Source organism: Pontibacterium sinense (assembly GCF_015209595.1).
Lineage (GTDB): Bacteria > Pseudomonadota > Gammaproteobacteria > Pseudomonadales > Balneatricaceae > Pontibacterium > Pontibacterium sinense.
Genome location: NZ_JADEYS010000008.1, coordinates 1 through 25,275, shown reverse-complemented (window position 1 = coordinate 25,275; position 25,275 = coordinate 1). Strand labels below are relative to the sequence as shown.

Annotated in this window: 21 protein-coding genes and 2 pseudogenes; 6 read left to right on the top strand and 17 right to left on the bottom strand. The window is 50.5% G+C overall.

Annotated elements, in window-relative coordinates; genetic code table 11:
* Positions 1 to 75: 75 nt before the first annotated feature.
* Positions 76 to 1,614 (bottom strand): aldehyde dehydrogenase family protein, encoded by a 1,539-nt coding sequence (locus tag IOQ59_RS09385; RefSeq protein WP_193953027.1) that lies wholly within the window; start codon positions 1,612 to 1,614, stop codon positions 76 to 78.
* Positions 1,611 to 2,495, bottom strand: coding sequence for an NAD(P)-dependent oxidoreductase (locus tag IOQ59_RS09380; protein ID WP_193953026.1), 885 nt, complete (start codon positions 2,493 to 2,495; stop codon positions 1,611 to 1,613). The genes IOQ59_RS09385 and IOQ59_RS09380 overlap by 4 nt, the downstream gene beginning before the upstream one ends.
* A gap of 291 nt (positions 2,496 to 2,786) precedes the next feature.
* On the opposite strand from IOQ59_RS09380, the gene dctP reads away from it, so the two are divergent.
* The 3 genes from dctP (at position 2,787) to IOQ59_RS09365 (ending at position 5,727) form a co-directional block, all read left to right on the top strand.
* Positions 2,787 to 3,812 (top strand): TRAP transporter substrate-binding protein DctP, encoded by a 1,026-nt coding sequence (gene dctP / locus IOQ59_RS09375; protein WP_193953025.1) that lies wholly within the window; start codon positions 2,787 to 2,789, stop codon positions 3,810 to 3,812.
* A gap of 68 nt (positions 3,813 to 3,880) precedes the next feature.
* Positions 3,881 to 4,426 carry a TRAP transporter small permease gene (locus IOQ59_RS09370; protein WP_193953024.1) on the top strand — a complete coding sequence of 182 codons (546 nt, stop codon included), beginning with the start codon at positions 3,881 to 3,883 and terminating at the stop codon, positions 4,424 to 4,426.
* Positions 4,423 to 5,727: a TRAP transporter large permease gene (locus tag IOQ59_RS09365; protein WP_193953023.1), complete on the top strand. Its 1,305-nt coding sequence runs from the start codon at positions 4,423 to 4,425 to the stop codon at positions 5,725 to 5,727. The genes IOQ59_RS09370 and IOQ59_RS09365 overlap by 4 nt, the downstream gene beginning before the upstream one ends.
* A gap of 239 nt (positions 5,728 to 5,966) precedes the next feature.
* Here IOQ59_RS09365 and IOQ59_RS09360 read toward each other — a convergent pair whose 3' ends face one another.
* From IOQ59_RS09360 to IOQ59_RS09345, 4 genes are all read right to left on the bottom strand, one after another.
* Entirely contained in the window at positions 5,967 to 6,128 is a 162-nt protein-coding gene (locus IOQ59_RS09360) for a hypothetical protein (RefSeq protein ID WP_193953022.1), read from the bottom strand.
* 254 nt (positions 6,129 to 6,382) lie between these two features.
* Positions 6,383 to 7,231, bottom strand: coding sequence for a pirin family protein (locus IOQ59_RS09355; protein WP_193953021.1), 849 nt, complete (start codon positions 7,229 to 7,231; stop codon positions 6,383 to 6,385).
* A 15-nt stretch (positions 7,232 to 7,246) separates the two neighbouring features.
* Complete coding sequence (locus IOQ59_RS09350; RefSeq protein WP_193953020.1) at positions 7,247 to 8,236, bottom strand: glutathione S-transferase family protein; 990 nt, start codon at positions 8,234 to 8,236, stop codon at positions 7,247 to 7,249.
* A gap of 47 nt (positions 8,237 to 8,283) precedes the next feature.
* Positions 8,284 to 8,886 carry an FMN-dependent NADH-azoreductase gene (locus IOQ59_RS09345; RefSeq protein WP_193953019.1) on the bottom strand — a complete coding sequence of 201 codons (603 nt, stop codon included), beginning with the start codon at positions 8,884 to 8,886 and terminating at the stop codon, positions 8,284 to 8,286.
* Between the two features lie 123 nt (positions 8,887 to 9,009).
* Here IOQ59_RS09345 and IOQ59_RS09340 point away from each other — a divergent pair, with 123 nt between their 5' ends.
* Positions 9,010 to 9,906 (top strand): LysR family transcriptional regulator, encoded by an 897-nt coding sequence (locus IOQ59_RS09340; RefSeq protein ID WP_193953018.1) that lies wholly within the window; start codon positions 9,010 to 9,012, stop codon positions 9,904 to 9,906.
* A gap of 28 nt (positions 9,907 to 9,934) precedes the next feature.
* Here IOQ59_RS09340 and IOQ59_RS09335 read toward each other — a convergent pair whose 3' ends face one another.
* Positions 9,935 to 10,408, bottom strand: coding sequence for a DUF2947 domain-containing protein (locus IOQ59_RS09335; RefSeq protein WP_193953017.1), 474 nt, complete (start codon positions 10,406 to 10,408; stop codon positions 9,935 to 9,937).
* 153 nt (positions 10,409 to 10,561) lie between these two features.
* Between IOQ59_RS09335 and IOQ59_RS09330 the strand changes: the two genes are divergently transcribed.
* Complete coding sequence (locus IOQ59_RS09330) at positions 10,562 to 10,936, top strand: SpoIIAA family protein (protein ID WP_193953016.1); 375 nt, start codon at positions 10,562 to 10,564, stop codon at positions 10,934 to 10,936.
* 27 nt (positions 10,937 to 10,963) lie between these two features.
* On the opposite strand, the gene IOQ59_RS09325 is transcribed toward IOQ59_RS09330, so the two are convergent.
* From IOQ59_RS09325 to IOQ59_RS09310, 4 genes are all read right to left on the bottom strand, one after another.
* Complete coding sequence (locus IOQ59_RS09325) at positions 10,964 to 13,594, bottom strand: bifunctional diguanylate cyclase/phosphodiesterase (protein WP_193953015.1); 2,631 nt, start codon at positions 13,592 to 13,594, stop codon at positions 10,964 to 10,966.
* A 522-nt stretch (positions 13,595 to 14,116) separates the two neighbouring features.
* The gene (locus IOQ59_RS09320; protein WP_193953014.1) at positions 14,117 to 15,538 is read right to left on the bottom strand and encodes an NAD-dependent succinate-semialdehyde dehydrogenase; all 1,422 of its coding nucleotides are present in this window, start codon (positions 15,536 to 15,538) and stop codon (positions 14,117 to 14,119) included.
* Positions 15,539 to 15,763: 225 nt separating this feature from the next.
* Positions 15,764 to 16,387, bottom strand: coding sequence for a glutathione S-transferase (locus tag IOQ59_RS09315; RefSeq protein WP_193953013.1), 624 nt, complete (start codon positions 16,385 to 16,387; stop codon positions 15,764 to 15,766).
* A gap of 686 nt (positions 16,388 to 17,073) precedes the next feature.
* Positions 17,074 to 18,642 carry a 2Fe-2S iron-sulfur cluster-binding protein gene (locus tag IOQ59_RS09310; protein ID WP_193953012.1) on the bottom strand — a complete coding sequence of 523 codons (1,569 nt, stop codon included), beginning with the start codon at positions 18,640 to 18,642 and terminating at the stop codon, positions 17,074 to 17,076.
* A 156-nt stretch (positions 18,643 to 18,798) separates the two neighbouring features.
* On the opposite strand from IOQ59_RS09310, the gene IOQ59_RS09305 reads away from it, so the two are divergent.
* The gene (locus IOQ59_RS09305) at positions 18,799 to 19,710 is read left to right on the top strand and encodes a LysR family transcriptional regulator (protein ID WP_193953011.1); all 912 of its coding nucleotides are present in this window, start codon (positions 18,799 to 18,801) and stop codon (positions 19,708 to 19,710) included.
* Here the strand turns inward: IOQ59_RS09305 and IOQ59_RS09300 are convergent.
* The 6 genes and pseudogenes from IOQ59_RS09300 to IOQ59_RS09275 form a co-directional block, all read right to left on the bottom strand.
* Positions 19,685 to 20,125, bottom strand: coding sequence for a hypothetical protein (locus tag IOQ59_RS09300; RefSeq protein WP_193953010.1), 441 nt, complete (start codon positions 20,123 to 20,125; stop codon positions 19,685 to 19,687). The two genes, IOQ59_RS09305 and IOQ59_RS09300, sit on opposite strands and share 26 nt — an antisense overlap.
* 164 nt (positions 20,126 to 20,289) lie before the next feature.
* Positions 20,290 to 21,585 carry an acetyl-CoA hydrolase/transferase family protein gene (locus tag IOQ59_RS09295; protein ID WP_193953009.1) on the bottom strand — a complete coding sequence of 432 codons (1,296 nt, stop codon included), beginning with the start codon at positions 21,583 to 21,585 and terminating at the stop codon, positions 20,290 to 20,292.
* A gap of 338 nt (positions 21,586 to 21,923) precedes the next feature.
* Positions 21,924 to 22,196, bottom strand: a complete 273-nt coding sequence (locus IOQ59_RS09290; RefSeq protein ID WP_371871852.1) for a Txe/YoeB family addiction module toxin — start codon at positions 22,194 to 22,196, stop codon at positions 21,924 to 21,926.
* Positions 22,186 to 22,449, bottom strand: a complete 264-nt coding sequence (locus IOQ59_RS09285) for a type II toxin-antitoxin system Phd/YefM family antitoxin (protein ID WP_193953007.1) — start codon at positions 22,447 to 22,449, stop codon at positions 22,186 to 22,188. The genes IOQ59_RS09290 and IOQ59_RS09285 overlap by 11 nt, the downstream gene beginning before the upstream one ends.
* A gap of 957 nt (positions 22,450 to 23,406) precedes the next feature.
* A pseudogene (locus IOQ59_RS09280) lies at positions 23,407 to 23,697 on the bottom strand (integrase core domain-containing protein); the annotation flags it as partial.
* Positions 23,690 to 24,796, bottom strand: a pseudogene (locus IOQ59_RS09275) (IS256 family transposase); the annotation flags it as partial. The pseudogenes IOQ59_RS09280 and IOQ59_RS09275, both read right to left, overlap by 8 nt.
* Positions 24,797 to 25,275: the final 479 nt, after the last annotated feature.

Sequence of the window (25,275 nt, the reverse complement as noted above, 5' to 3'; positions counted from 1 at the left end):
CTTCAGAGAAGAGAGGAACGGAAGCCTTACCTCTTGAGCCGTGAGGTGTCGGGGGGTGTTTCAAGGTAAAACTCATTACTCGATGGAGTAACCAAACTGAATCGCAGCGTTACGGGCCGTTTCGATCCATACACTCTTGGTCTGGGTGTACTCCAGCAACCCTTCGTAACCGCTGGATCGGCCATAACCGCTCTCGTCAAACCCACCAAATGGAGACATCACGTTGATCGCTTTATAGCTGTTCACCCAGAACGTACCGGCGTTAACCTGCGCCGCCATACGGTGGGCACGTCCGACATCCGCAGTCCAAACGGCTCCTGCCAGACCAAAGCGACTGTCATTTGCGATCGCAATAGCCTCGTCTTCATCGGAGAAAGGGATCACTGACACCACAGGACCAAAGATCTCTTCCTGAGCAACGCGCATAGTGTTGTTCACATCTGCCAATACGGTCGGACGATAGAAGTAACCCTCTTCACCGCCATCGACCTCTGCTGGACTGCCACCACTGGCGACAACGGCACCTTCAGCAATACCGTCGGCAACGAGACCACGCACATGGTTATACTGAGCTTCGTTGTTGATCGGCCCAACCATCGTCGTTTCATGCCACGGCAAGCCCACTGGAATTTTGCTCGTCGCTGACGCAAGACGCTCTACAACTTCGCCATATACATCCTGGTGTACCAACAGTCGAGAGCCTGACACACAGCTCTGACCCGCCGCTGCAAATACAGCGGCCTGCGCCCCGACCACTGCACGATCAATATCCGCATCGTTAAACACGATATTTGCAGACTTGCCACCCAGCTCCAGAACACACGGGATGACACGCTGAGCAGCAGCGGCGGCGATAATGCCTCCGGTTTTAGGAGACCCGACAAAGACAACCTTCTTGGTGGCCGGGTTAGCAATGGCCGCAGCGCCCGTGGTATGCCCAAGACCATTGATCACATTGATCAGGCCTTTAGGGATACCCGCTTCTTCCACCAGCTTAACCAGCGCAGTGGAACTGAGAGGCGTCAGTTCAGACGGCTTCAGCAATACACCGTTACCCGCACAAATTGCCGGAGCAATCTGCCAGCCACAGGTAAATACCGGCGCATTCCAAGGTGTTACCTGTGTCACCACACCGTAAGGCTCATGGCGCGTATAATTCATATGGCTCGTAGGAACAGGAATCACCTCGCCTGTCATTTTGTCGCACCAGCCCGCGTAGTATTCGAACATCTCCGACACTTTCGCCACTTCAACACGACAATCCCGGATCGGCTTACCCGCAGACACCGATTCCAGCTGCGCCAGTTGCTCAGCGCTTTCTTTAATCTTCTCAGCGCACTGCCACATCAAACGGCCACGTGCACTTGCGCTCATCGCCCACCAGGTTTTCTGCGCCTGAACGGCGGCATCGGCCGCAGCAGACACAACAGACTCACCAGCATCACGGTAGGTCATAAACGCGGCTCCGGTCGCAGGGTTGATCAGTTGGATCTCCTCTCCTTCCCCTAAGACCTGTTCGCCACCCACCCAGCTACCAAATTCGGCACTGCCCAGGAGTGCATTCAGCAGTACTTCTATGTGCTGTTCACCGTTGTTCTCGACGACGAAACTCATACGCTTTCTCCCAGTGCGGTGTTTTTAATAATGCAGTTAAAGTCATTATGGTCAGCGATATTTTCTTCGCTCGCAGCCCAGGCAAACGCAACGTGGTCCGCCATAGGAAGATTCAATCCAGTGTCTTGAATAAGTTGTTTCGCAAGACGTACATCTTTACGCATGAGCTGCATCGTAAAACCGGAATCAAAACCTTCATTCAACACCCAGCGCGGGAAATTGACCTCACTGATCGCACTGCGGCCTGAACCTGCATTCAAGCCTTCGATCAACGCAGCAGGATCAAGCCCCGCTTTTTTACCCAGAGCCACCGCTTCAGCCGTGGTCAACAAATGTGCGGCACACAACAAATTGTTGATTAACTTAGCAACATGTCCATTGCCGGATTCACCCAGATGAACGACCTTCGTACTCAAGGCATCGAGACACTCTTGCGCTCGCTCCAGTGCAGAGACTTCACCGCCAACAACCATCACCATCGTGCCGGTCGCAGCGCCTGCAGGACCGCCACTCACAGGGCAATCCAGTAGCTGGTGTCCTGCTTCTTTTAATTCAGCGGCTAATGCACGCGTCACATCCGGTTCTGATGTGGATGTATCAATAATCAACGTATTCGGACGAGCATGTTCCAGAATCCCGCCTTCACCTTTAACGACCTGCTGTACGTGTTTGGCCATTGGCAGGGAGAGAATAATCAGATCCGCCTCTGCACAGAGTGTCTGAATGTTCTGGACAATGGTTACGCCTGCAGCGGCTGCAGCCTGACGTTGCGCTTCGCCGACATCTGTACCCAGCACATGAAAGCCCTCGCGCAATAGAGAACAGGCCATACCGTTCCCCATGCTACCCAGACCTATGACGCCAACTGTTTTCTGAGACATAGCTACCTCTTTTGTTTTTGTATTCAGCATTGGTCACATTCTGGGCAATAAATTCGTTATGAAGAAGTACGCGGAAAGAGCTTTATCGTTCTAATTAAAGCAACGCAAAGCCGTCTCCTCACATTTGGATCGAACTCGATTCATGAGCACAACAAAAACACTAAGCATGAATTTCGTTGCCTTTAAGGCAACAACAAAAACATTTCTAGCAACGAAGAAGTGGATATGCTCGAAACCAGAATGACTGATCAGATGTTGTTCAAAAAACAAAAATAAGACGGAGTTACAAACATGCTCAAACAGTTATCTTTCAAGAAACCTGCACTGGGAATTGCTACTGCGTTAACCATGACCGCATCTATGCTGACCGCACCTGTCACACAGGCTGCGGAAGAAGTGGTGTTCGCCCATGCGATGTCGAAAGAACATATCTTCAACCCGATTGCAGATCAGTTTCTGGCGGCACTAGAACAGAAAGCGCCCGGTGCCTTTGATGTGAAGTACCATCCCGGTGGGGACCTTGGTGATTGGACCTCTCAGTTCGAACAAACGATTGCCGGTGAAATTGGCATGACGATGACGTTTCCGGCGACCGATTTCGATCCACGCCTGAATATCGCATCCTTGGGTTTGGTCGCCAGTAACTGGGAAGAAGCCACTCGGGTATATGGCCCGGGCGGTTCATTAGTAAGCACCTATGAAGAGATTTATGCCGGTCTGAATATGAAGCTGCTGGCGATTCTGCCAGTCGATTTCGCGGGCATCGCAATCCGTAAAGGAGAAGGCAAAGTACCGGTCAACTTCCCAGAAGATGCCGCCGGTATCAAAGTGCGGGTACCACCCACTCAAATCGCCATCAAACGCTTTGAATACCTTGGATTTAATCCGGTGCCGATGCCATTCTCGGAGCTTTACACCGCTTTGCAACTGGGGTCCGTTGATGGCCGCACCTTTGGACCGCCTTCTGAAATATGGCAGATGCGTGACGTGCTGGAAACCTATGTGTTCTCGCGTGATTTCTTCGAGCAAGGTGCATTTGTTGTCAATATGGACTGGTGGAACAGTTTAGATGCCTCAGAGCAAAAAGCCCTGCAAGCGTCAGCGGATGATGCCTCTAAGTGGGCATGGAAAGAAGCGGAATCGATCAGCGAAGGTCTGATCGCAGATATCAAAGCGTTCGGTATTGATGTTGTTGAACTGACCCCTGAGCAGAACGCAAAAATGGGCCAGATCATCCGTGACAAGGAATGGACCTGGATCGAGTCAACCGTTGGAAAACCGCTGGTTGATCGAATTCGCACTGCAACTGCACACTGATCATTAGCTCATCAAAAGGCCAGTGTTTGTCCCCCTCTGGCCTTTTCTTTCATACCGGGAGATCCCCTATGAAAATGTTCTTCGAACGGGCTGATCATTATCTCGCTGTTGCCTGCCGATTCTGCTTAGTCTTCCTGACCCTGTTTTTAACCACCATGATGGCTGCTGCCGTGTTCCTGCGCTACGTCATGGACCAATCCTTCCCCGCCATTGAAGAGCTCAGCATTTTAGTCGGGCTCTGGCTCTACTTTATCGCCATGGTGGTTGTGACCCGAGAACGGGGCCACCTCACAGGCGGCATCCTTGACCTGCTCAATCTCAGTACTCGAACCCGCGCATTGATCAAAGGATTCAATGATCTGGTTGGCCTGCTGGTGATCTGTTTCTTCGGATACTACGCCTTTAAGTACCTGTTTTTCGTTATGAAAATCAACCGGGTCAGCACCAACTTAAGCTGGCCCACTGCATTATGGGTCTATTCAGCGATTGCCGGTTTCACCCTGATGGCGATCTATAAATTACGCGACCTGTTTATCCACAAAAACTCGTACACCATCTACGACAACAAATCACCACACTCTAAAGATGCGGTACTGGAGGAGGTTTCCCGATGACAACCTTAGCCTTAATTATGCTGCTGATTGTTATCCTCTTGCTGGTAGGCATGCCGGTGGCATACGTATTTGGTGTGGGTGCGATTGGTTTTGCTCTGTTCACCGGCAAAAGTATGAGCTACCTGATTCCTCACGCATTCTGGCAACTTGGCAGTTTTACACTCCTATCCCTGCCTCTGTTTATCATTGCCGGGGCATTGATGGGCGCCAGCGGAATATCTGATCGCTTAGTGCAATTTGTGAATGCCTTTGTCGGCCCTATTCGCGGTGGACTGGGATCAGTAACGATAGTCACCTGTGCCTTGTTCGGTGCGATTGCGGGATCAGGTGCCTCCGCGATTGCTGCAATTGGTTCAATCATGATTCCTAAGATGGTGGATCAAGGATATCCACGCGGGTACGCCTCGGCACTGGTGGGATGTTCTTCAGTCCTTGCGCTGCTGATTCCTCCCAGTATTCCGATGATCATCTTCGCACTCACCGGGGGACTCTCGGTTGCGGCGGCCTTCCTGTCCACCATTATTCCGGGCATTGTCATTGCACTGATCTACTGTCTGATCAATTACATCTATCTACGTAAATCAGATAACGTGCAGGTGGAAGAGAAGATCTCTTTGCCGGAACGGAGTCGGGTTATCGCCAAGGCCAGTAAAGAGGCTAGCTGGGCGATATTGATGCCAGTGATCATGCTTGGCGGTATCTATGGCGGTATTTTCACCCCGACAGAAGCCGCAGCCGTTGCGCTGGCGTACACCCTTCCGGTGGGTTTTCTGATCTACCGAGGTTTAAATCTACAGACCGCCATGACTGCGATTATTCGTGGCGCTGTAAGTACGGGCTCTATTATCGCGATGATCTTTTTCCTCTTCGTGATGAGTCGGGTCATGATCATGGAGCAAGTTCCGCAACAGCTGTCAGATTTTTTGATCAGCTTGTCAGACAACAAGATTGTGATCCTGCTACTGATCAACCTGCTACTGATCCTGATTGGTATGCTGGTAGATGACGTGTCCGGCAGTATTCTGGCATCCATTATTTTGCTGCCTGTCGCCATGGATCTGGGCGTTCACCCTATCCATTTTGCTGCCATCGTGGGGACTAATCTGGGGTTGGGTAACATTACGCCACCTTGTGCCCCCTTATTGTATATGGCGGGCTCGGTGGGCAATGCGCAGTTCAACGAATACCTCAAACCGACATTGCGATTTATCTGTTTAGGCCATCTGCCGGTTGTACTAGCAGTGACCTTTATACCTGACCTTGCTTTATTCCTGCCACGCCTGTTGATGGGTATTGAATAGCCAACAAACCAAACTGCTTAGGCCACCCTGTTCAACAAACCTTGAACGGGGTGATCCTTTTAATAAGTACTTAATCCGTTAGACGCCTTGCGGATAATCCGCTCAATCAATACTTACAGCAACACACTAAACACAGGCTTCATGAATAGCGCTTAGACGCCGCCAAGTCAGATCATTGATGTGCGATAGAGGAGTCTGACTGATCTTTAATTCCCCAAAGCATCGCCTGGCGAATGACGCTACTTATCCTCTGACGAACGATCAAAGCTGAAATCCGGCAGATCGGCCCGACCGATCATAATAAGTACAAAACCGCAGGTTAGAAAGAAGAAGGCGGACGCCATATAGCTGGCTGAAATCACGTCCTCCATACCCAGTTCCCGCGATTTAATGATCAACATGATCACACAGAGTACCGCAATAGCCTCGCTGATAATTCCCGATATCAGAGCGGTTTTTTGTAGGAAGCCTTTTTTCCTCATGGAGATCACAGAACTCGTCGACAGATAGGAGCCATGATCATAGCACCCGATGGGAAGGCCCGTTCGTAAACACACTCATTTATTGATGTATATCGAATACAGCAATAGATAAGTGTGGATCAGCTGGATTCCAATCTCTGATATCTTCCTGAAAATTATTCCTCAGATCGCTATTAATCCGTTAAGCGACCTTCACGATAATCCTCTAACGCCTGATCAATCTCTTCCATTGTGTTCATTACAAACGGTCCATACTGGGCAATGGGTTCATTGATCGGTTTACCGGCCAATAACAGGAACGATGTACCTGACTGCCCCGCCGTGACTTTAACCTGATCGCCGTTATGTAGTATGACTGCCTGATCGGTAGAGATTGATCGACCATCTACCGTCAACGTTCCCTCATATGGATAGATAAACAGATTGTGACTTTCCGGTACCGAATGGCTGAACACCTCACCCGCCTGAAGACGCACGTCAAGATACATCGGCTCCGCAACCACACCCGTCACCGGCCCTGTCACCGTGTGATCCTCAAGCGCCAACTGCCCCGCGATCACGCGCACTCGCCCACCGGATGACAGCTGCACATCCGGCACCTGTTCTGGTTCGATATTCTGATAATGGGCAGGTTTCATTTTCTCGCTGGCAGGCAAGTTAACCCACAGCTGAAAACCACGCATCAGGCCTTCACTCCGTTGCGGCCGTTCTTCATGAATCACCCCTCGGCCGGCGGTCATCCACTGCACACCACCCGGATTTAGCTCACCTTCATTGCCCATATGGTCGCGGTGAATCATGCTGCCGTTGAGCATATAGGTTACGGTTTCAAACCCTCGATGCGGATGGGCTGGAAAACCCGCGATATAATCATCGGCATTGTCTGAGTTAAACGCATCCAGCATCAGGAACGGATCAACCCGCACACTCTGGCGCTGTCCCACGCTGCGTTTCAGCTGTACGCCCGCACCGTCACTGGTATCAATCGCCGGGATAATCTGTTGAATGGTTCTAGTTGTCATGGTGTTATCTCCGCCTTAGATCTGCTCACGACCATGGAGTGCCCACAGGTCAAATTCTGGACCGACAGGCACGATGCCCGTTGGATTGATCATCCGGTGACTGCCGAAGTAGTGATGTTTGATGTGATCCATATCGGTGCTGTCAGCCACACCGGGCAGTTGATACAGCTCACGTAGGTAACCACTCAATGCGGGATAATCAGCAATGCGCTTACGATCACATTTAAAATGGCTCACATAGACCGGATCAAAACGTACCAGTGTTGTGAATAATCGAATGTCCGCTTCGGTGACTTGATCGCCCACCAGATAACGTTGTGTTGTCAGACGGTCTTCCAGCCGCTCTAGTGCCAGAAACAGATCATTCACCGCTTCGTCGTAGGCTGGCTGAGTGGTGGCAAAGCCTGCGCGGTAAACACCGTTGTTCACATCGCTGTAGACCCAGCTATTCACCGCATCGATCTCTGTGCGCAGTGACTCAGGATAATAATCCCCCGGCGTTGCCCCCACGTCATCGAAGGCACTGCTGAGCATACGAATGATTTCAGACGACTCATTGTTCACAATGGTCTGACGCTGTTTGTCCCAGAGTACCGGCACGGTGACGCGACCGCTGTAGTGAGACTCAGCCTGGGTGTAAATCTGATGCAGATAGTTAAAGCCGTAGAGATCATCACCCGTACCCTGTGGCATACCCTCCTGATCGATACCCAAGGTCCAGCCCTGTTCCATCATCAACGCATCCACCACGCTGACGCTGATCACGTTCTCTAAACCCTTTAAGCTGCGCATGACCAACGTACGGTGTGCCCACGGGCAGGCGAGTGAAACATAGAGGTGGTAGCGTCCAGCTTCCGCCTGAAATCCAGCGTCGCCACTGGGACCTGCACTGCCATCCGCGGTAATCCAGCTGCGAAACTGCGATTCGCTACGGACAAATTTTCCGCCGCTGTCTTTGGTGTCATACCACTGGTCATGCCACTGACCGTCTACCAATAAGCCCATGTTTCACCTCTTGCCTTGATGTTTATCCGGATCGGTTGAGTGCGCGATTAAGCTGAGATCAGCTGATCCACTTCACCACGCGCTTTAGCCAGTGCTTCCTCTTTAACGCCGTCCATGCTCAAGCCTTCGGCGTAGATCACCTCTACGTTATTCAGACCGATAAAACCGAGGAACTGTTTCAGGAACGGCACCTGATGATCCATCCCGGTGTCTTTGTACAAACCACCACGGGTCGCAAATACACGTACCGGTTTATCGTCGATCAGACCGACCGGACCTGTGTCAGTGTATGTAAAGGTCACACCAGCACGTGCCAGATGGTCGAAATACGCTTTCATCTGCGAAGGCACACCAAAGTTATACAGCGGCAATCCCAGCACGATTTCGTCAGCGTCACGGATCTCCTGAATCAGCGTGTCGGAAAACGCGACGATCGTATTTTGCTGTTCGCTACGCTGCTCTTCCGGGGTAAAAAATGCGCCAACCACTTCACCGTCCAGATGCGGTACGGCATCAGCCACCAAATCACGTACGACAACTTCGTTGCCAAGCAACTTCTGCTGCCACTGATCGATATAGCGAGTCGCAAGCTGATTAGACTGACCGTTATCTCCGAATACGCTTGCTTTGATATGTAGTAATTTGCTCATGGATGACTCCTGAATGCTGTTATGTCGCGGTGTTCATAAGTTGATGAAGCTATTTTCCTATTGATTTACCCGATTAAAAACAGCGAAAATATACGCATTATTATCAGTTTTTTAGATATATTTATGAAAACACAAGTTTCACTAGAGCAGTGGCAGGCGCTGATCGCAGTAGTTGAACACGGTGGTTATGCTCAGGCGGCAGAAGCTCTGAACAAAAGCCAGTCGGCGGTAAGTTATGCGATTCAGAAGCTGGAAAGCAGTCTGGGGATCCCGGTACTGGCAATTCAGGGACGCAAAGCCGAATTAACCCCGGCCGGGCAGATCCTGTTGCAGCGAGCCAAAACACTGGTTCACGAGGCACAGCAGATCGAAGCATTGGCTGCGCAGTTCGGGCAGGAGTGGGAAGCGGAACTCAATATTGCCGTGGATACCCTGTTTCCACCCTGGCTGTTGCTGGATGCGTTATCCACATTCAGTCAGGATGCCCCCCATACACGGGTGGATATGCAGGAAACTGTGCTCAGCGGTACTTATGAGGCGTTGGTCAAACGCGAAGTTAATCTGGGCATCACCGGTAGCGTCCCCCCCGGCTTTTTAGCCGATCCACTATTACTGATCCGGTTTATTGCGGTTGCCCATCCTGATTACCCATTGCACCAATTGAACCGCTCACTGACCTATCAAGATCTGCGGCAACACTGTCAGCTCGTGGTTCGGGACTCGGGCAGTCAGCGTGCCGACTCCGGGTGGCTGGGTTCTCAGCAACGCCTGACGCTCAGCAATCAGAGCACGTCGATTCAAGCCGCTTGCAAAGGTCTCGGTTATGCGTGGTTTCCAGAGGTTAAGATCAGAGAGGAACTGGAGCAAGGCCACTTAAAACCGCTGCCAATGTTGGAAGGTTCGGAGCGCCGGGTGCAACTGTATCTGGTATACAGTCAGGGAGATTATGCAGGGCGCGCGACCCGCCATCTGGGAGAACTTATCCGTTCGACAGTCGCGCAACACTTTCCGGAGGGATAATAGCCCTGCGGAATAAACAACAGAGCGGTTAAGGTCGACAACCCAGCTTGAACTGACCGTTCTCAAAAAACTGCGCAACCTCTTTACGCTTACGACCGATCAGCAGCGGACCATCATCCATAAACAGGAAGTTCTTCCAGCTACGCTTAAACACCGCCCATGTGGTTTGAATCACATGTTCGCTGGAGTAGCAGAAGTAAACAACCGTATTGTCATCCCACTCGATAAACGCGGCCAGTTCTTCCGGCAGAGATGGATCTTCGCGATCCCACGCCCCTTGCCAACTAGCACTCTCAGTCCAGGTATTCCCCTTGCCAGCCCAGTCATCTTTGCAAAAGTAACTGTAGTGGGTGCTTTCTCGGCTGACATTCTGAGCCCAAACTTCAGCGGAACGCTTTTCCGTCATCGGTTTGATCTGTTCCAGATCTTCAGCACTCACCGGCAGATCGCGGTGACGGAAAATCCAGGCTTTTTTGTACTCAGAAAAAGGAATGTAATTCATCGATGGGACCCGTTAATAATCAGGTGAAGCACTATACCAGAGCCAGGCTCTAGACGTTAAATAAAAGCATCTGCATAGGACGTTCGATCACTGTCTATCATTAGATTAGTGCGTATAATCCCCGCCCAAACAGACTTACAGAAGGTCATAGCCATGCTTTACGTTTTACCGGAAACCGCAGGTGATCTTATCGTTGTTCAGGCCACCGATACACTGACAGCGAAGGATTATCAGGACATCTTCATTCCGATGGTGGAAGAGAAAGTCGAAGCTCACCAGAAGGTACGCGTACTGTTGTATCTGGATCACGGTTTTACCGGATTTGAAGCAGCTGCGTTATGGGAAGATGCAAAGTTTGGTATGGCTCATCGAAATGACTTCATCCGCCTGGCGGTCGTCGGTGATGCGGACTGGATCAACTGGCTCGCCAAAATCGGCGATCTGATCGTCAGTGGTGAGACACGTCACTTTACCGGCTCACAGTTTCTGCAAGCACTGCATTGGATTGATGGCAGCGACGAGATCTAAGTCGTCACCGCCAACCATGGCAGAGGGTCAGATCCACTCTGCCATCTCCTCCCGACGGGATTTGTGCTCTTTCAGGTATGCAAGGAACGCCTCTTCTGGCAGCGGCTTACTGTATAAATAGCCCTGAATCTGCTCACACTGTTCAGACGCCAGAAACGAAACCTGTGATGCGTACTCTACGCCTTCCGCAATCACGGTCAGATTCAAACTTTTGCCCAAGGCGATAATCGCACGGGTAATCGCCCGATCGTTTTCATCCACATCCAGATCACGCACAAACGACCGGTCTATCTTCAGCTTGTTGATCGGTAACTGCTTCAGATAGCTCAATGATGAGTAGCCCGTACCAAAATCATCAATCGCCAGACTGACGCCAAGTGCCTTCAACTGCACCAGCTCTTCGACCATATCTTCCGGATTCTGCATCAAGGTGCTTTCCGTAATCTCCAGCTCTAACGTCTCGGGCTGACACTTCGTGTCAGCAAGCGCCTGCTTAACCAGCATCACCAGTGATTTACGCCGCAATTGCTGGTTGGAGATGTTGACCGCCACTTTACGTAGATTGTAGCCCTGAGCCCGCCACTCCGACATTTTGGTACAAGCTTCCATGAGTACCCATTCCCCGATCTGAGCGATCTGGCCGCTCGACTCCGCATAAGGAATAAAGTCATTCGGAGGAATCAGCCCTTTCTCTGGATGCATCCAGCGTACCAGCGCCTCAGCGCCAATCACTTCGCCCGTCGTCAGGCATACTTGAGGCTGAAAGTGCAGCAAGAACTGTTGCTTCTCGATGGCTTCACGTAACTCATCCATCATCATCACCCGCTGACGAACTTCAACCGTCATATCCGGGGTATAAAAACGGAAACCGTTGCGGCCATCCCGCTTGGCCTCATACATGGCAGAATCTGCATTTCGCAGCAAGATTTCAGCGTCCAAGCCATCATCCGGGAACATGCTAATACCGATACTGGCTGTCACATGCAGTTCTGTACTTTCAATTGAGAACGGTTTTTGGAAAGCGCTGAGCAACTTATCCGCGATCACCGCAGCGTCAGCTCGCTCGTTCAGCAAACCGGTAATCACCGTAAACTCATCTCCACCCAAACGCGCAACGATATCTTCCTCACGCACCACTCGTTGCAGACGCAGTGACACTTTCTGTAGCAGCTCGTCACCCGCAGAGTGCCCTAAGGTGTCGTTGATCTCTTTAAAATTATCCAGATCAATAAACAGCAGCGCGACAACGGCCTGAGTATTAATGGAGCGCTCGATCATCTGATTCAGGTGGCTCGCGCCCTGCAATCGATTGGGTAACGATGTCAGCTGGTCGTGTAATACCCGATGTCTCAGCTCTTCTGCCTGTTGGTTCAGGCCATCGATCATGTCGTTCGCACTGGCCGCCAATGAGCGAAACTCATCAAAGTACACATCTTCAATATCAATATGCTGGCGACTGGTGGCGGAATGTTCAAAGCTGCACTGAATCAGACGAATATTACGCGCCAAACGATGGCCTATCAGCCACATCGCAGCCAGCACCACCAACAGCGCAATCCCTAATACTGATGCGGCGCTGTAGATACGAACTTTCACCTGTTCCGCTAATAGCGATTCGCGACGTTTAAGCTCATTACGCACCGTATCAAGATAAGCCCCGGAACCGATAAAGATTCCCCACTCATCCATCCCCAGTACGTAAGATATTTTTTCGGCAACTTCATCGGTGTTCTTTTTCCAGAAATACGTGCTGAATCCACCCTCTGGATTCTCCTTCGCCAGCGCAGCGTTTGCCTGCACCACTTTCTGGCCTCGCGCGTCTTCGACATCCCAGATATTTTTCTTACCCGCAAAATACTGTCCGTTGGTCACGAACAGATCACCGTCATAGGAGTTGATAAAGAAGTAACCTTCTTCTCGGGTACCGTAACTGATTTCAGAAACTTTCCTGAAGATCTGATGCTTGATCTCTTCCTCAAAGTTATCGAGATATGCGCCCGTTCCAATGACCCAGTCGTAAGGTTTAAAGCGCTTGATGTAACTGAATTTACGGTGTTCCTCTCCAACGTAACCGGCGCGCGCCCACGGATAACTGATAAACCCTTCTTTTTGCTGTTTAGCCAGTTCACCCATTCGAAACACGACATCACCACCGTTGGCATTAAACGCATCCCTTGCACTGCGGCCAATAACAGAATCATCAGGTGGGTAGAGTTTCATCTCACCGTCCAGCGTGGTAATGAAGTAATAACCGTCATCTTTCAAACGCATATCTTGCAGCGCAGCGATGATCATGTGCTGAATCACATCATCTGAATAACGGTTTTTACTACGCTCATAAATACTGGAGGCGATCAGATACGCATCATCAATACGCTCTTTCAGCGAGCTTTTGAGCTGCGACTCGGCATTCGCTTTTTCACGCAGCAGCAGTGATTTGACGCGCTGAACCTCTGCGCGCAGCACGACTTTCTGATTTTCGAGGTATTCCAATTCATAGCGCTGATTCTCCTCATCCAGCTTTCTAAACTCACTGCTGGTCCAGAGGTAACCCACCACCAGAACAGAGATAAAGAAGATAGCCCCAACCGGAAGCAATAGGGATTGAATAACGCTGTTTTTTGTTGATACACCGGGTATTGCCTTGTTACTACTCAAGTGCAAACTCCACCAACGGACGACGGGCATTCTGCACCTGAAAGCGGTTTAACAAACCAGCACATATTCCAGGGAGAATGTAAGCTCGATACTGCATGATCAATCTATTAAATTCAATAGGTTAAATCATTAAACCCGTTGATCTGGCTCAGCAATACCGGCGTCAAAACACCTGTTTAATACAGGGTTTTTTAAGGGGTTGTCTCACAAGGTTTTTTCACAAATCGGCGCAATAAATGCCCCCGAAAGGGTATGGGACAGACATCCAAAAGGGGCGCTTATTAAGAACTGAAATAGCTATAAATCCCTTGCCTTATAACAAATCAGATGGACACCTAAGCGTGCATGCCCCTAAATAGATAGGTTGTCGGGGGGGAATCGGTGGGGTTTAAACCAATATCTGATACGTATCTCATACAATAAAATACGATATAGAAGGTGAATGAATCACCTTCCAGATACCACATTTAGCAGGCACCTGAAGTACCTGCTAAATAGTTACGGTTTGGTCTTCAGTCTGGACTAAATCGAAATACCCGCCAACTTCGTTTCGTAATATTCCATCAGGCCTTCACGCGCACCTTCACGACCAAGCCCACTCTCTTTCATCCCGCCAAACGGTGCCGCAGCACTGGTTGGATTGATATCGTTAATGCCCACCATGCCAAAGTGTAGGCCTTCAAACATGCGCATCGCACGGGACATATTCTGGGTATACACATACGCGGCTAAGCCGTAATTGGTATCGTTGGCTTTTTCCAGAACCTCTTCCTGTGTATCAAACGGAATCACCGCAGCCACCGGACCGAAGGTCTCTTCACGGTAGATCAGCATCTCTTCAGTGATACCACTCAGCAGTGTTGGAGCATAGAAGTTACCTTTTTCTAATCCTCCTTCGGTAAGCACTTTACCCCCGGCATGCAGTTTGGCACCTTTCTCCATTGCATCAACGACCTGATTATTTACCTTATTCACCGCCGCTTCATTCACCAATGGGCCAATATTCACGCCTTGTTCGGTGCCACTCCCGGCACGCATTTTGGCGATACGGTTTTCGAACTCAGCCAGGAACGGCTCGATAATGGAACGCTGTACAAAGATACGGTTAGGGCTGATACAAGCTTGTCCGGTGTTGAGGAATTTCACCAGTGCTGCGCCTTTCGCCGCATGGATCGGATCGGCATCATCAAAGACGATAAACGGCGCGTGCCCTCCTAACTCCATGGACACACGTTTCAGTTGCGGTGCGGCATCCTGCGCCAGTTTTTTACCCACTGCAGTGGAGCCAGTAAAGGTCAGCTTTTTGACCACCGGATTGGTGCAGAACTCTTCCCCAATCGGTCCCGGTGTATTGCTAGTCACCAGATTGATCACACCGGCTGGCACGCCCACTTCCTGCAGAATTTCAAAGATTGCGATTGCGCATAGCGGTGTCGCCTCAGCCGGTTTCAGCACAATCGTGCATCCCGCGGCAATGGCTGGCGCAACTTTACGGGTGATCATCGACACAGGGTAGTTCCAGGGGGTCACGGCAGCGACAACACCCAACGGTTGACGATGCACCAGAAAGCGTTGATCGGAGCGTGCAGAAGGAATGGTTTCACCGTAACTACGTTTGACCTCTTCGGCAAACCACAGTAGGTAATCCGCACCGTACTGTACTTCTGCCATCGCCGCTTTAATCGGCTTGCCCTGCTCTTTGGTCATCAGTGCGGCAAGGTCCGCTTTACGCTCAATCATCAGCTCGTAGGCGCGGCGCAGGTAATCCGAACGCTGGTACACCGTCAGTGCAGACCAGGTGGGTAACGCAGCCTGTGCGGCATCAATGGCCCGCTTGGCATCCTCACGGTTGCCATCTGTCACCTGTCCAATCTCTTCACCATTGGCCGGATTAAACACTGCGAAGGTGTTGTCGGATTTGATCCATTCACCGTTGATAAACATATTCTGCCCCTTAACGCTCTAACGCTTTATTTCTGTTGCGACGGGAATGACGTATCCGATGGATACGATAAGCAAGCTCCAGCCACACACTTTCTGATTCAGCTAGTCTGTCTCAGAACGCAAGGGACATCAAGAAAAACCAAGGGTTTACCCTTATAAATTTCATTTAAGTGTAACAGTGCAGATGATGGCCTCTACGCTGTTACCAATCGTATTAAATAATGATCAGGCATTGAGGCCCGCCGCAGATACCGGCATGGCAACAAACCCGGGCAGTGCCTCAATACGCGCTAACCAGCTGCGGACACTGGCATAGGGCTCCAGAGAAACATCACCTTCCGGTGCATGTGCGATGTAGGAGTAATTAGCAATATCCGCAATGGTTGCCCCATCACCCGCCAGCCAGTCTCGTCCCTCAAGGTGTTGATCCAGAATCGTCAGGATCGCATGGGCAATCGAGATCGCACGGTCGTGATCCAGCGTTGCACCAAATACATTCACTAAACGCGCAGATGCCGGGCCACTGGCGACCTGCCCTGCTGCAACCGACAGAAAACGCTGAACGGCTGCAGCGGTCTCTGCATCCGTTGGATACCAGCGTCCACTGCCGTCGTATTTCTGTGCCAGATACACCAGAATCGCGTTGGCATCAGAGATCACCGTATCGCCATCTTCCAGCACCGGAATCTGTCCAAAGATATTCATCTCCAGAAACTCTGGCTCTTTATGAGCACCATTCATCAGATCGACATCGATCATTTCCGCTTCCAGGCCCAGCAGAGAAAGAAACAGTTCAGCACGATGGGCATGGCCCGACAGTACATGACGGTGCAGTTTACGGGTTGTCATAACAGGTTCTCCAAATTGCTTTTACCAAAAGTTGGTGGTTATGGGGCGGGGTTGATTATTCAAGCCCGTGTAGATGCACAGAATCTAAGCTCTGACATCCGTGAACATTGGAACCGTCTGCATTCCCACGCAGGAGCGTGGGAACGAGATGTAACATTTGTCCCTGGTTCCCATGGTCCTCGTGGGAACCCATACGGTGGTTTATATCGCCGCATAATGTGTGTCTGTGATGTTATTCAGTATTATCTTCATACCCACGCGGAGTGTGGGAACGAGATGTAACATTTGCCCCTGGTTCCCATGGTCCTCCGTGGGAACCCATACGGTGGTTTATATCGCCGCATAATGTGTGTCTGTGATGTTATTCAGTATTGTCTTCATACCCACGCGGAGTGTGGAAACGAGATGTAACATCTGATCCTGGTTCCCATGGTCCTCCGTGGGAACCCATACGGTGGTTTATATCGCCGCATACTGTGTGTCTATTATGTTATTCAGTACTGTCTTCATGCCCACGCGGAGCGTGGGAACGACATGTAATATCTGCCCCTGGTTCCCATGGTCCTCCGTGGGAACCCATACGGTGGTTTATATCGCCGCATAATGTGTGTCTGTGATGTTATTCAGTACTGTCTTCATGCCCACTCGGACCGTGGGAGCAAGATCACCTCTATATTGATCGTGTCTTAGATGTCCAAGGTCAGATTGTTCGTCTTCGCACGTGAGACACAGGGGCAAAACAGGTTCTGCTCACTCCGTTCCTCTTCACTCAGGACTGAATCATGGTGCTCCGCCTCGCCTTTTAAGATCTCCACGGCACAGGTTTTACAGGCACCACTTTTACAACTGAACGGTGCATCAATTCCGGCATTCAGCATGGCATCCAGAACAGTTTCCTCTGGACTCACTTCGATGACTTTGCCGCTGCGGCTTAACGTGATCTCAATGGCGTGCGTATTAGAGATCTCCCCGGCAGAGAAACGCTCAAACCGGATTCGCTGCGGATCAATACCCAGCTCATCTGCGTTCGCGATAACTGAATCAATCAGGCGGGACGGCCCACACACATAAAACACCGTATCGTCAGTGGCATTATGTAAAACCTGCTCCGCAGACAAGCGTTGCTGTTCATCAGCGGGATAAAAAGTCACCTGCTCACCCCATGCCTGAAGTGGTTCGCTATATGCCATCTCTCTGAGACTTCGGCCTGCATAATGCAGATGCCACGGGGTATTGCGGCTACTCAGTGAATGGATCATCGCGTGGATGGGGGTGATTCCAATGCCCCCTGCGATCAGCACTGCGGGACGATGATCATCATGCAGGGCAAAGTGATTTTTCGGTGGCTCAATGCGCAGAGTGTTTCCAAGCTGGTAACCAGAATGCACCGCCAAGCTGCCGCCCTGCCCTTGATCTTCCCGCAGGACCGCAATCTGATAGTAACTGCGCTGTTGCGGGTCCGAGGTAATCGAATAGTGACGGGTATCCAGCGCTCCGTTCTCCTGTGTCACCGGTACGGTAAGGTGAGCACCAGCTTCAAATTCAGGCAACTGGCGACCTTGGGGGTCACGCAGTTCGTATTCTCTGATTCGGGGTGTGAGCTGACGGATACCACTGATGACCACTTCCAGAGCGCCTTCACCGATCACCCTGCAGGCCTGAATTGACTGACTCGCCCGCAGACGCTGATTTTCCTCTTTCAGCGGTTTAAACAACGCTTCCACATTTTCAGCTGTATATCGCTGGGTAATATGTTGCGGACAGTTCCAGTCAAAGGCTTCCACATCAATCACAAAGCCACGTTCGATCTGAGCTGGATAGTTATAATCGGCGAGTTGGGCGAGCGTATCCTGATCCTCCGGTGATACGACCGTGACCCGTCCCAGCATTTTCAGCCGACGTCGGTTGGGATAATCCATAAAGAACAGGGCAACTCGACTGTCATGGCTAAAATTGCCGGTGCTGACGTACTGTCGGTTACCGCTATAGTCAGCAAACCCAATCCGGCCCTCATCCAGTACTTTCATAAACCCGGGTAAGCCGCCACGGTGCTGAATATAGGGCCAGCCTGTTTCGGTCACACTGGCCATATAAAAGCTGTCACGGGCAGCAATGAACTGAGCTTCACGCGCTGTCAGCTGATGGTTATAGTCCGCCCCTCGATCCATCTCGGCATAGAAGGTACGGCTACCTAACTCGACCTGAAGTTCGCGAATAATCGGCGTAAATGCGATCTCTGCAAATTTATGTCCCATCGATCAATCCTCACTCTGCTGACGGCCGGTTCACCATCGGTAACTAAGCGGGAAATCGCGTTCATTCCCCTGCGTCTGTAACCACTATGCCAAATTCCATTCAGCGCAAGAATCACCTAAAATTGAAATTAATTATTACTAAATATGGAATAATGAATGGATCGTTTTCGCCAGATGCAGGTCTTCGTCGCTGTTGCCGAAGGGGAAGGTTTTGCTGCGGCGGCCCGTCGTTTAAAGATATCGCCACCAGCCGTCACCCGTGTCGTTGCAGCACTGGAAGATTCACTGGGTGTGAAGCTGCTCAATCGCACGACCCGTTATGTACGTGTGACTGAAGCGGGACAACGGTATCTGGAGGATTGTCGTCGGATTCTTGCCGAAGTAGAAGCCGCTGATGATGCTGCCGCAGGGATCAACGCCGAACCGCGTGGTCATCTATCGATTACAGCGCCGGTGATGTTCGGACGTCTGCATGTCATGCCCGGTGTACTGGAATACCTAAACCGGTATCCAGAGATGGAAGTGGACGCACTGTTGCTGGATCGCGTGGTGAATCTCATGGAAGAAGGGCTGGATGTTGGCGTGAGAATAGGAGCTCTGCCCGATTCAACTATGCGGGCACTGCGGGTCGGATCTGTCCGTAAAGTGCTGGTCGCATCTCCCAGCTATTTGTTTCTGGAAGGGACACCGAAACACCCCCAGGAACTGATTCATCATCGGATCGTGACTTCACAGGCTGGCACTATGTCAGAAACCGCATCGGGTAACTGGCGCTTTCACCACGCTCAGAAAGAGCTTCAGGTTCAGGTGCGACCCAAACTCAAAGTCACCACCAACGACGCCGCGATCGAAGCCGCGGCCAGCGGATTTGGCCTGACCCGCGTCTTGTCATATCAAGTCGCCGGCATGCTGTCTGAAGGACGTTTGCAGATCATCTTGCCCGAATACGAACCACCACCCGAACCGATCCATATCGTCCATCGCGAGGGGCGTCACTCGTCGGCAAAAGTGCGGGCGTTTATCGATTTAATGGCGGCACGTCTCAAGGATAATCCCTCTTTAATGTAGTGCTTTTGGCACCGCCGTCATCTCCGAGGTAATAGACACGAATCCGGCTGTTTTTCAGATCCAGCTTGTCGGGAAATCGAACCGTAAAATAGGACGCGCGTTTCTTCTTCCGATGCACAAACCCGGGTTTGTAATCAGAGGTTAGTGTGTACAGTGATTTTCCCTTCTTGTTATAGACCACCGTAACAATCTGCCCCTGTGGCACCTTGGTATCCCTTAAGGTGCGGGTCACACGGCCGCGTAATTGCCAGCGATCATCATTCCTCTGCTCCACACGTACATTGTAGATCCGTGCCACATCATCCCTCTGTACTTCAAGCAGAGGGCGACGTTCTCCACCCTGCGCCAACGCCACAGAAAAGAGCAAAAGCAAAACGCCGATAAACCACTTAGTCACACCCATAACGATGCTCACATCTATAAAAATGCATGCTGTGTTTAAGGTTAGGCTTTATCGGAAAAGAAAAGTTCGGGAACGGAGTCTGAGGGTGTTTATGCGCAGGATGCAGGACGCATCCAATTCACTGCAGTGGGATAACGGCCCCCAATAGTCTTAGCTATCAGGGGCGTTCGCTGCGATCAGTTAAAGCTCAGGCGCAACTTATCAAATGCTTCGCGATTTAGCGCTTCACGGAAGTCCGGATGCGCAATCTCGATCAAATCACGTGAACGTTCACGCAGGCTGCGCCCACGCAGACTCACAATACCGTATTCAGTCGCAACGTAGTGTACGTGTGCACGGGTGGTCACCACGCCTGCACCATCGTTCAGTGTCGTTACGATACGCGAGATCGTGCCACCTGCTGCAGTGGATGGCAGCGCAATCACACCACGACCACCTTCAGACAAAGACGCACCACGAACGAAATCGATCTGACCGCCGAAACCCGAGAAGATTTTCGTTCCCATCGAATCGGCTGAAACCTGACCGGTCAGATCCACCTGAAGTGCACTGTTAATCGACATCGCTTGTGGGTTACGCTGGATGCTGCGCATATCGTTTACATACTCGGTATCCAAAAACTGGACAATCGGGTTGTCATCTACGAAGTCATACAGTTTCTGGCTGCCCACAACAAAACTAGTGACAATCTTGCCCGCATGGTTCTTCTTATACGCACCGGTAATCACACCCTTTTCAACCAAGGGCAGCACACCATCTGAAAACATTTCGGTGTGAACACCCAGATCCTTTCGATCACCCAGACACGCGAGTACCGCATCAGGGATCGCGCCAATACCGGTCTGGATACAGTCGCGGTCCTGCACGAGATCAGCCACATGCTGGCCAATCGCTTTATAAATCTCGCTTTGCGCTGCCGGTTCGTGGCAACTCAGCGGAGCTGCTTCTTCGTACACGGTATGAAAGTCTTTGTAAGCGACGATGCCATCACCGTGAGTACGCGGCATATTCGGGTTGATATGGGCAATAATTTTACCCGCTTTCTCCAACGCCGCATGAGTTGCTTCAACCGAGATACCGAGCGAACAGTTACCGTGTGCATCTGGCGGACTCACCTGAATGATCGCGGTATCAACCCGCTGCTCACCGCGGCGAATCAGCTTTGGAATTTCCGCCAATAACATCGGAACATAATCAGCATCCCCCCGCTGGACCGCTTTACGTGTCGCAGCACTAACAAAATAGCAGCGACAACGAAGGTGACCACGTAACTCAGGAGATACCATCAGCTCGGCCCCCTCACCTTCAGTATGCAATTGCATCAAGGTCAGATTGCGACGCGACAGCGCGTGCTTAGCCAAGCCTTTCAGCAATACCACAGGTGTTGCAGCCATGTTGTGCGTCCAGATCGCTTCATCATCTTTGATTGAGGAAACAGCATCTTCTGGACTACAGGCAATTCGGGGGGACATTTTCAACTCCATTAAGGTGGCTACGTATTCAGGGCTGCTTTATAGCCTTTCGTCGTAGAAAAAGACAGCGACCAGATCAATGAACATGATGCTTTTTGGATGTATTGATCGATCGTGCTCTCTAATGTGCTCTATGCATTGAAATCGGAGAGTTTTAGAGAAAGCATAAGCCTTCAAACACAGAACGTACCTAGGCGTTTGACCGGTAATTTTAGTGCGTAAATACGCGACATGGAAAAGCGTTGAAAGGATCGATAGAAAATAAAAACAGCCGCTCGGCATGACCTTTTAGATTCGGTGCAGGAACAAAATAAAGGGGCCTAAGCCCCTTCTGGTTATTACGAATAGTGATAACGGCATGCCGCTATAATCAGCACTCCGTCTTGCACCGTGTATACCATACGATGTTCTCGGTCGATGCGGCGGGACCAGAAGCCGGAGAGATCTCCCTTTAAAGCTTCGGGTTTACCTAACCCCTCGAAAGGCCCTCGGCGTGTACTTTTGATAAGCTCGTTAATACGTTTTAACGTTTTCTTATCAGTTTTCTGCCAGTAGAGGTAATCCTCCCAAGCATGATCATCCCACTGTAAAACTAATAATTTACTCTGAATCATCCTCGATCAGATCTCGTTCTGTAGCCTGACCCGCCTTAATACGTGCAACAGATTCCATCAGGCGACCCGCATTCGCAGGGCTTTTCAGCAGATAGAGGGTTTCCATAATGCTGTCGTAATCTTCTTTCGAGAGCATCACAACATCATCACCCTTCTGCCGGGTTACCACTGCAGCTTCATGCGAATCACATACAGTATCCATTACCGCCTTAAGGCTGGCACGGGCATCACTATATGAAATGACGTTCACTAGATTTTTCCCCGAATTTACCAAGTTTTCCATTTTCGCATTGCCGCCCACACTTATTAGCGAGATAAGCGGTTAACTAAGACTAGTTAACGCAAGGACAACCTAAGATCTCATATGACCGTACAAAAACTTGTACAACAATTTTATGTGCAAATTCCTGTACAGTCAATAGCGCATCATCTTATCCCATCGGCATTCACACCGCTTTCAGTGCAGACTGATATCTCACGGTCGACTGACTGAGACTCATCTGGCAGTCCATCAAGTGGCTCAATCTTTACTTTTGGCGTCAGTTAACCATGGGAGGATTACCACTTAAACTCCACCCCATGCATCTGATAATTCATATCAGATACGCTTGGAAATAAATCACGAAGAAAATGCAAACCTATCCACCTCTAGAAAATGAAAAAACGGGACTGATATATTTATTAGATGATGTGAGAAAACAGTACTAGAGGCTTGCTCACATCCCTGAGCACACGTCACCGGCTTCCCGCCGTTTTTTTTGAATGGTAGTGTCGAGTATTGGTAGGGGATAGGCAATATCGCTAATGACGCCTAGGGCTACTTTGATCTGGATACTTTGGTAAAACACCAGAATACTTGCTGTTAGACTTCAGCAGGTATCGGATTTCCATTGGCGTCTAACTGAATACGCATTCAGATCGCACACCTGCTGAATCGCAGCCCAGCTACTCAAAAGCGGATGAGTTCCTCGAAGAGGTGGTACAGGGATTGGATACCACGGTGGAACAACTATTGAGATTGGGGATATTGGCTCAGCAGGACATCCATGATTTAAATGCAGGGCTGTATGGTGTGGAACATATCGGCGCTTATAAGGCTCTTATAGAGCAGCAACTAACGCTCCGAGCCCTATAGAATGATTTATTGAACTAATTCAGACCCGATCTGACAGTTACCGACTCACAGGGTGTGACTGTCAGGTCAAAATCAGTTCAGCTTCTTCTCCAGCCAGACCGATTTCCCATCAAGTAATGTCTCATTCGGCGTTCTTCCGCAGCACACTTTTCCCCGATGAATACGTTCATTGTTTTAATATTCGATCCATATATCCAGATCTTTCTGGAGTTCGTCGATGCTTCCATAGAGTTTCTTACGGAAAGTTACCTGGTAAAACTCCTGCAAAATCGTCTTATGAAAGCGCTCGCAGATGCCATTAGTCAGGGGTGACTTCACCTTGGTCTTGGTGTGATCAATATCATTAATCGCCAGATGTAGCCTCCCGAGAACCGAAGTTACGGGATCGTTTCGTGCGTAAGCGGACTGTCGCGAAGGTCGATTTGATCGGATTGGTCGTTCGAATATGCGCCCAATGCTCCGCGGGAAAGTCGTAGAACGCTAGCAACTCGTCCCGGTCTTTGGCCAGGCACTCCATGGCCTTGGCGTCTTTAGGGTTGAACCTTACCAAGGCTCGATCAAAAGCCCCATGTGCTTCGTCCCGCGTGGCTGCCATCCAGATGTCATGCAGCGCCTCCTTGACCTTTGGCTGTATAGACTTGGGGAGTTTATTCAACACATTCGCCGTCTTGTGCACCCAGCATCGCTGGTGACGACTTGAAGGATACGTCTTCGCCATTGCATTCCAAAATCCCAGAGCACCATCACCCACCGCCAACTTTGGGTATGTTTCAAGGCCGCGTTCACGCAGACCTAACAACAACTCTTCCCAGCTCGCCGTCGACTCACGGTAGCCATTTTCAACGGTCACCAACACTTTTCGCCCCTGTTCTGTCACGCCAATAATCACCTACAAACAGAGCCGGTCATCCATGCGCACATTGCTGTAAATCCCATCAGTCCACCAGTAGACGTAGCGTTCTGCAATCAGATAGCGGCATCGCCATTGACTATGGCTCTTCCAGCCACTGGCTCTTGAGTCGTGATATTGTATTGGCCGATAGCCCCTTGGCTTGATCACCTAGTAACGTCACCAGTGATTCCTGAAAGTCACCAGTGGAGATACCCTTCAGGTACAACCAGGGAAGTAACTCTTCAATACTGCGCGCTCGCTTGAGATAAGGAGGCAGAAGATTGCTGTTGAACCTGATTCCTGACCACTACGATCGCGCACTTTAGGTACTTTGACCTCAACATCCCCGATGCCAGTTTGTACTGTCCGCTCTGGTAAGTGATCGTTGCGGACCACCGCCTGTCGACCATCGGATAGTCGCACATTGGCATGCTGGTCGAGTAGGGCCTGTAACTCCGCTTCGACCGCTTGGGCAATCAATTGACGCGCTCCCGAGCGGAGCAATTCGAAAAGCGGATCGATAGCACTGTAATCTGGTTGTGAGGCTGCTGTCAGGGTAAACTTCGTCATGGCGTATCACTCTTCTGTTGGTTGTTGATCTGGCGATATCAATCAACAGGATATGCCATCCTCTCCGTCTTTCCCCGTACACCAGAAATCACCATATCTCGACATAGGCATACGAAAACCAACAGAATCAGTGAACGCTTCGACAAGACGATTGTGTAGGAGTTTGATCAGATCGACTTTCCGTAAAACTATATGAAAGCATCGATGAACTTCAGAAAGGTCTGGATATATAGATCGATTATTCAACAATGAACGTACCCATTAGGGATGGGAGTGCTGTGACAAAGCACCGAAGGAAACAATGCTTGATGGGAAAACGGTCTGGCAGGAGAAGAAGCTGAACTGTTTTTGACCTGACAGTCACAATCCTGATTGGTCGGAAACTGTCAGATCGGGTCTGAAGAGACTGTAGATAAAACTGTGTAACTGCCTATTATTGAGCCAGCAATGGCTAAGGATAGGCAGTATGGACAAGCAAC

Coding starts and splice junctions, on each gene's coding strand:
- IOQ59_RS09385 (WP_193953027.1), bottom strand. CDS start 1,614: ATGAGTTTCGTCGTCGAGAACAACGGTGAACAGCACATAGAAGTACTG.
- IOQ59_RS09380 (WP_193953026.1), bottom strand. CDS start 2,495: ATGTCTCAGAAAACAGTTGGCGTCATAGGTCTGGGTAGCATGGGGAAC.
- dctP (WP_193953025.1), top strand. CDS start 2,787: ATGCTCAAACAGTTATCTTTCAAGAAACCTGCACTGGGAATTGCTACT.
- IOQ59_RS09370 (WP_193953024.1), top strand. CDS start 3,881: ATGAAAATGTTCTTCGAACGGGCTGATCATTATCTCGCTGTTGCCTGC.
- IOQ59_RS09365 (WP_193953023.1), top strand. CDS start 4,423: ATGACAACCTTAGCCTTAATTATGCTGCTGATTGTTATCCTCTTGCTG.
- IOQ59_RS09360 (WP_193953022.1), bottom strand. CDS start 6,128: ATGTTGATCATTAAATCGCGGGAACTGGGTATGGAGGACGTGATTTCA.
- IOQ59_RS09355 (WP_193953021.1), bottom strand. CDS start 7,231: ATGACAACTAGAACCATTCAACAGATTATCCCGGCGATTGATACCAGT.
- IOQ59_RS09350 (WP_193953020.1), bottom strand. CDS start 8,236: ATGGGCTTATTGGTAGACGGTCAGTGGCATGACCAGTGGTATGACACC.
- IOQ59_RS09345 (WP_193953019.1), bottom strand. CDS start 8,886: ATGAGCAAATTACTACATATCAAAGCAAGCGTATTCGGAGATAACGGT.
- IOQ59_RS09340 (WP_193953018.1), top strand. CDS start 9,010: ATGAAAACACAAGTTTCACTAGAGCAGTGGCAGGCGCTGATCGCAGTA.
- IOQ59_RS09335 (WP_193953017.1), bottom strand. CDS start 10,408: ATGAATTACATTCCTTTTTCTGAGTACAAAAAAGCCTGGATTTTCCGT.
- IOQ59_RS09330 (WP_193953016.1), top strand. CDS start 10,562: ATGCTTTACGTTTTACCGGAAACCGCAGGTGATCTTATCGTTGTTCAG.
- IOQ59_RS09320 (WP_193953014.1), bottom strand. CDS start 15,538: ATGTTTATCAACGGTGAATGGATCAAATCCGACAACACCTTCGCAGTG.
- IOQ59_RS09315 (WP_193953013.1), bottom strand. CDS start 16,387: ATGACAACCCGTAAACTGCACCGTCATGTACTGTCGGGCCATGCCCAT.
- IOQ59_RS09310 (WP_193953012.1), bottom strand. CDS start 18,642: ATGGGACATAAATTTGCAGAGATCGCATTTACGCCGATTATTCGCGAA.
- IOQ59_RS09305 (WP_193953011.1), top strand. CDS start 18,799: ATGGATCGTTTTCGCCAGATGCAGGTCTTCGTCGCTGTTGCCGAAGGG.
- IOQ59_RS09295 (WP_193953009.1), bottom strand. CDS start 21,585: ATGTCCCCCCGAATTGCCTGTAGTCCAGAAGATGCTGTTTCCTCAATC.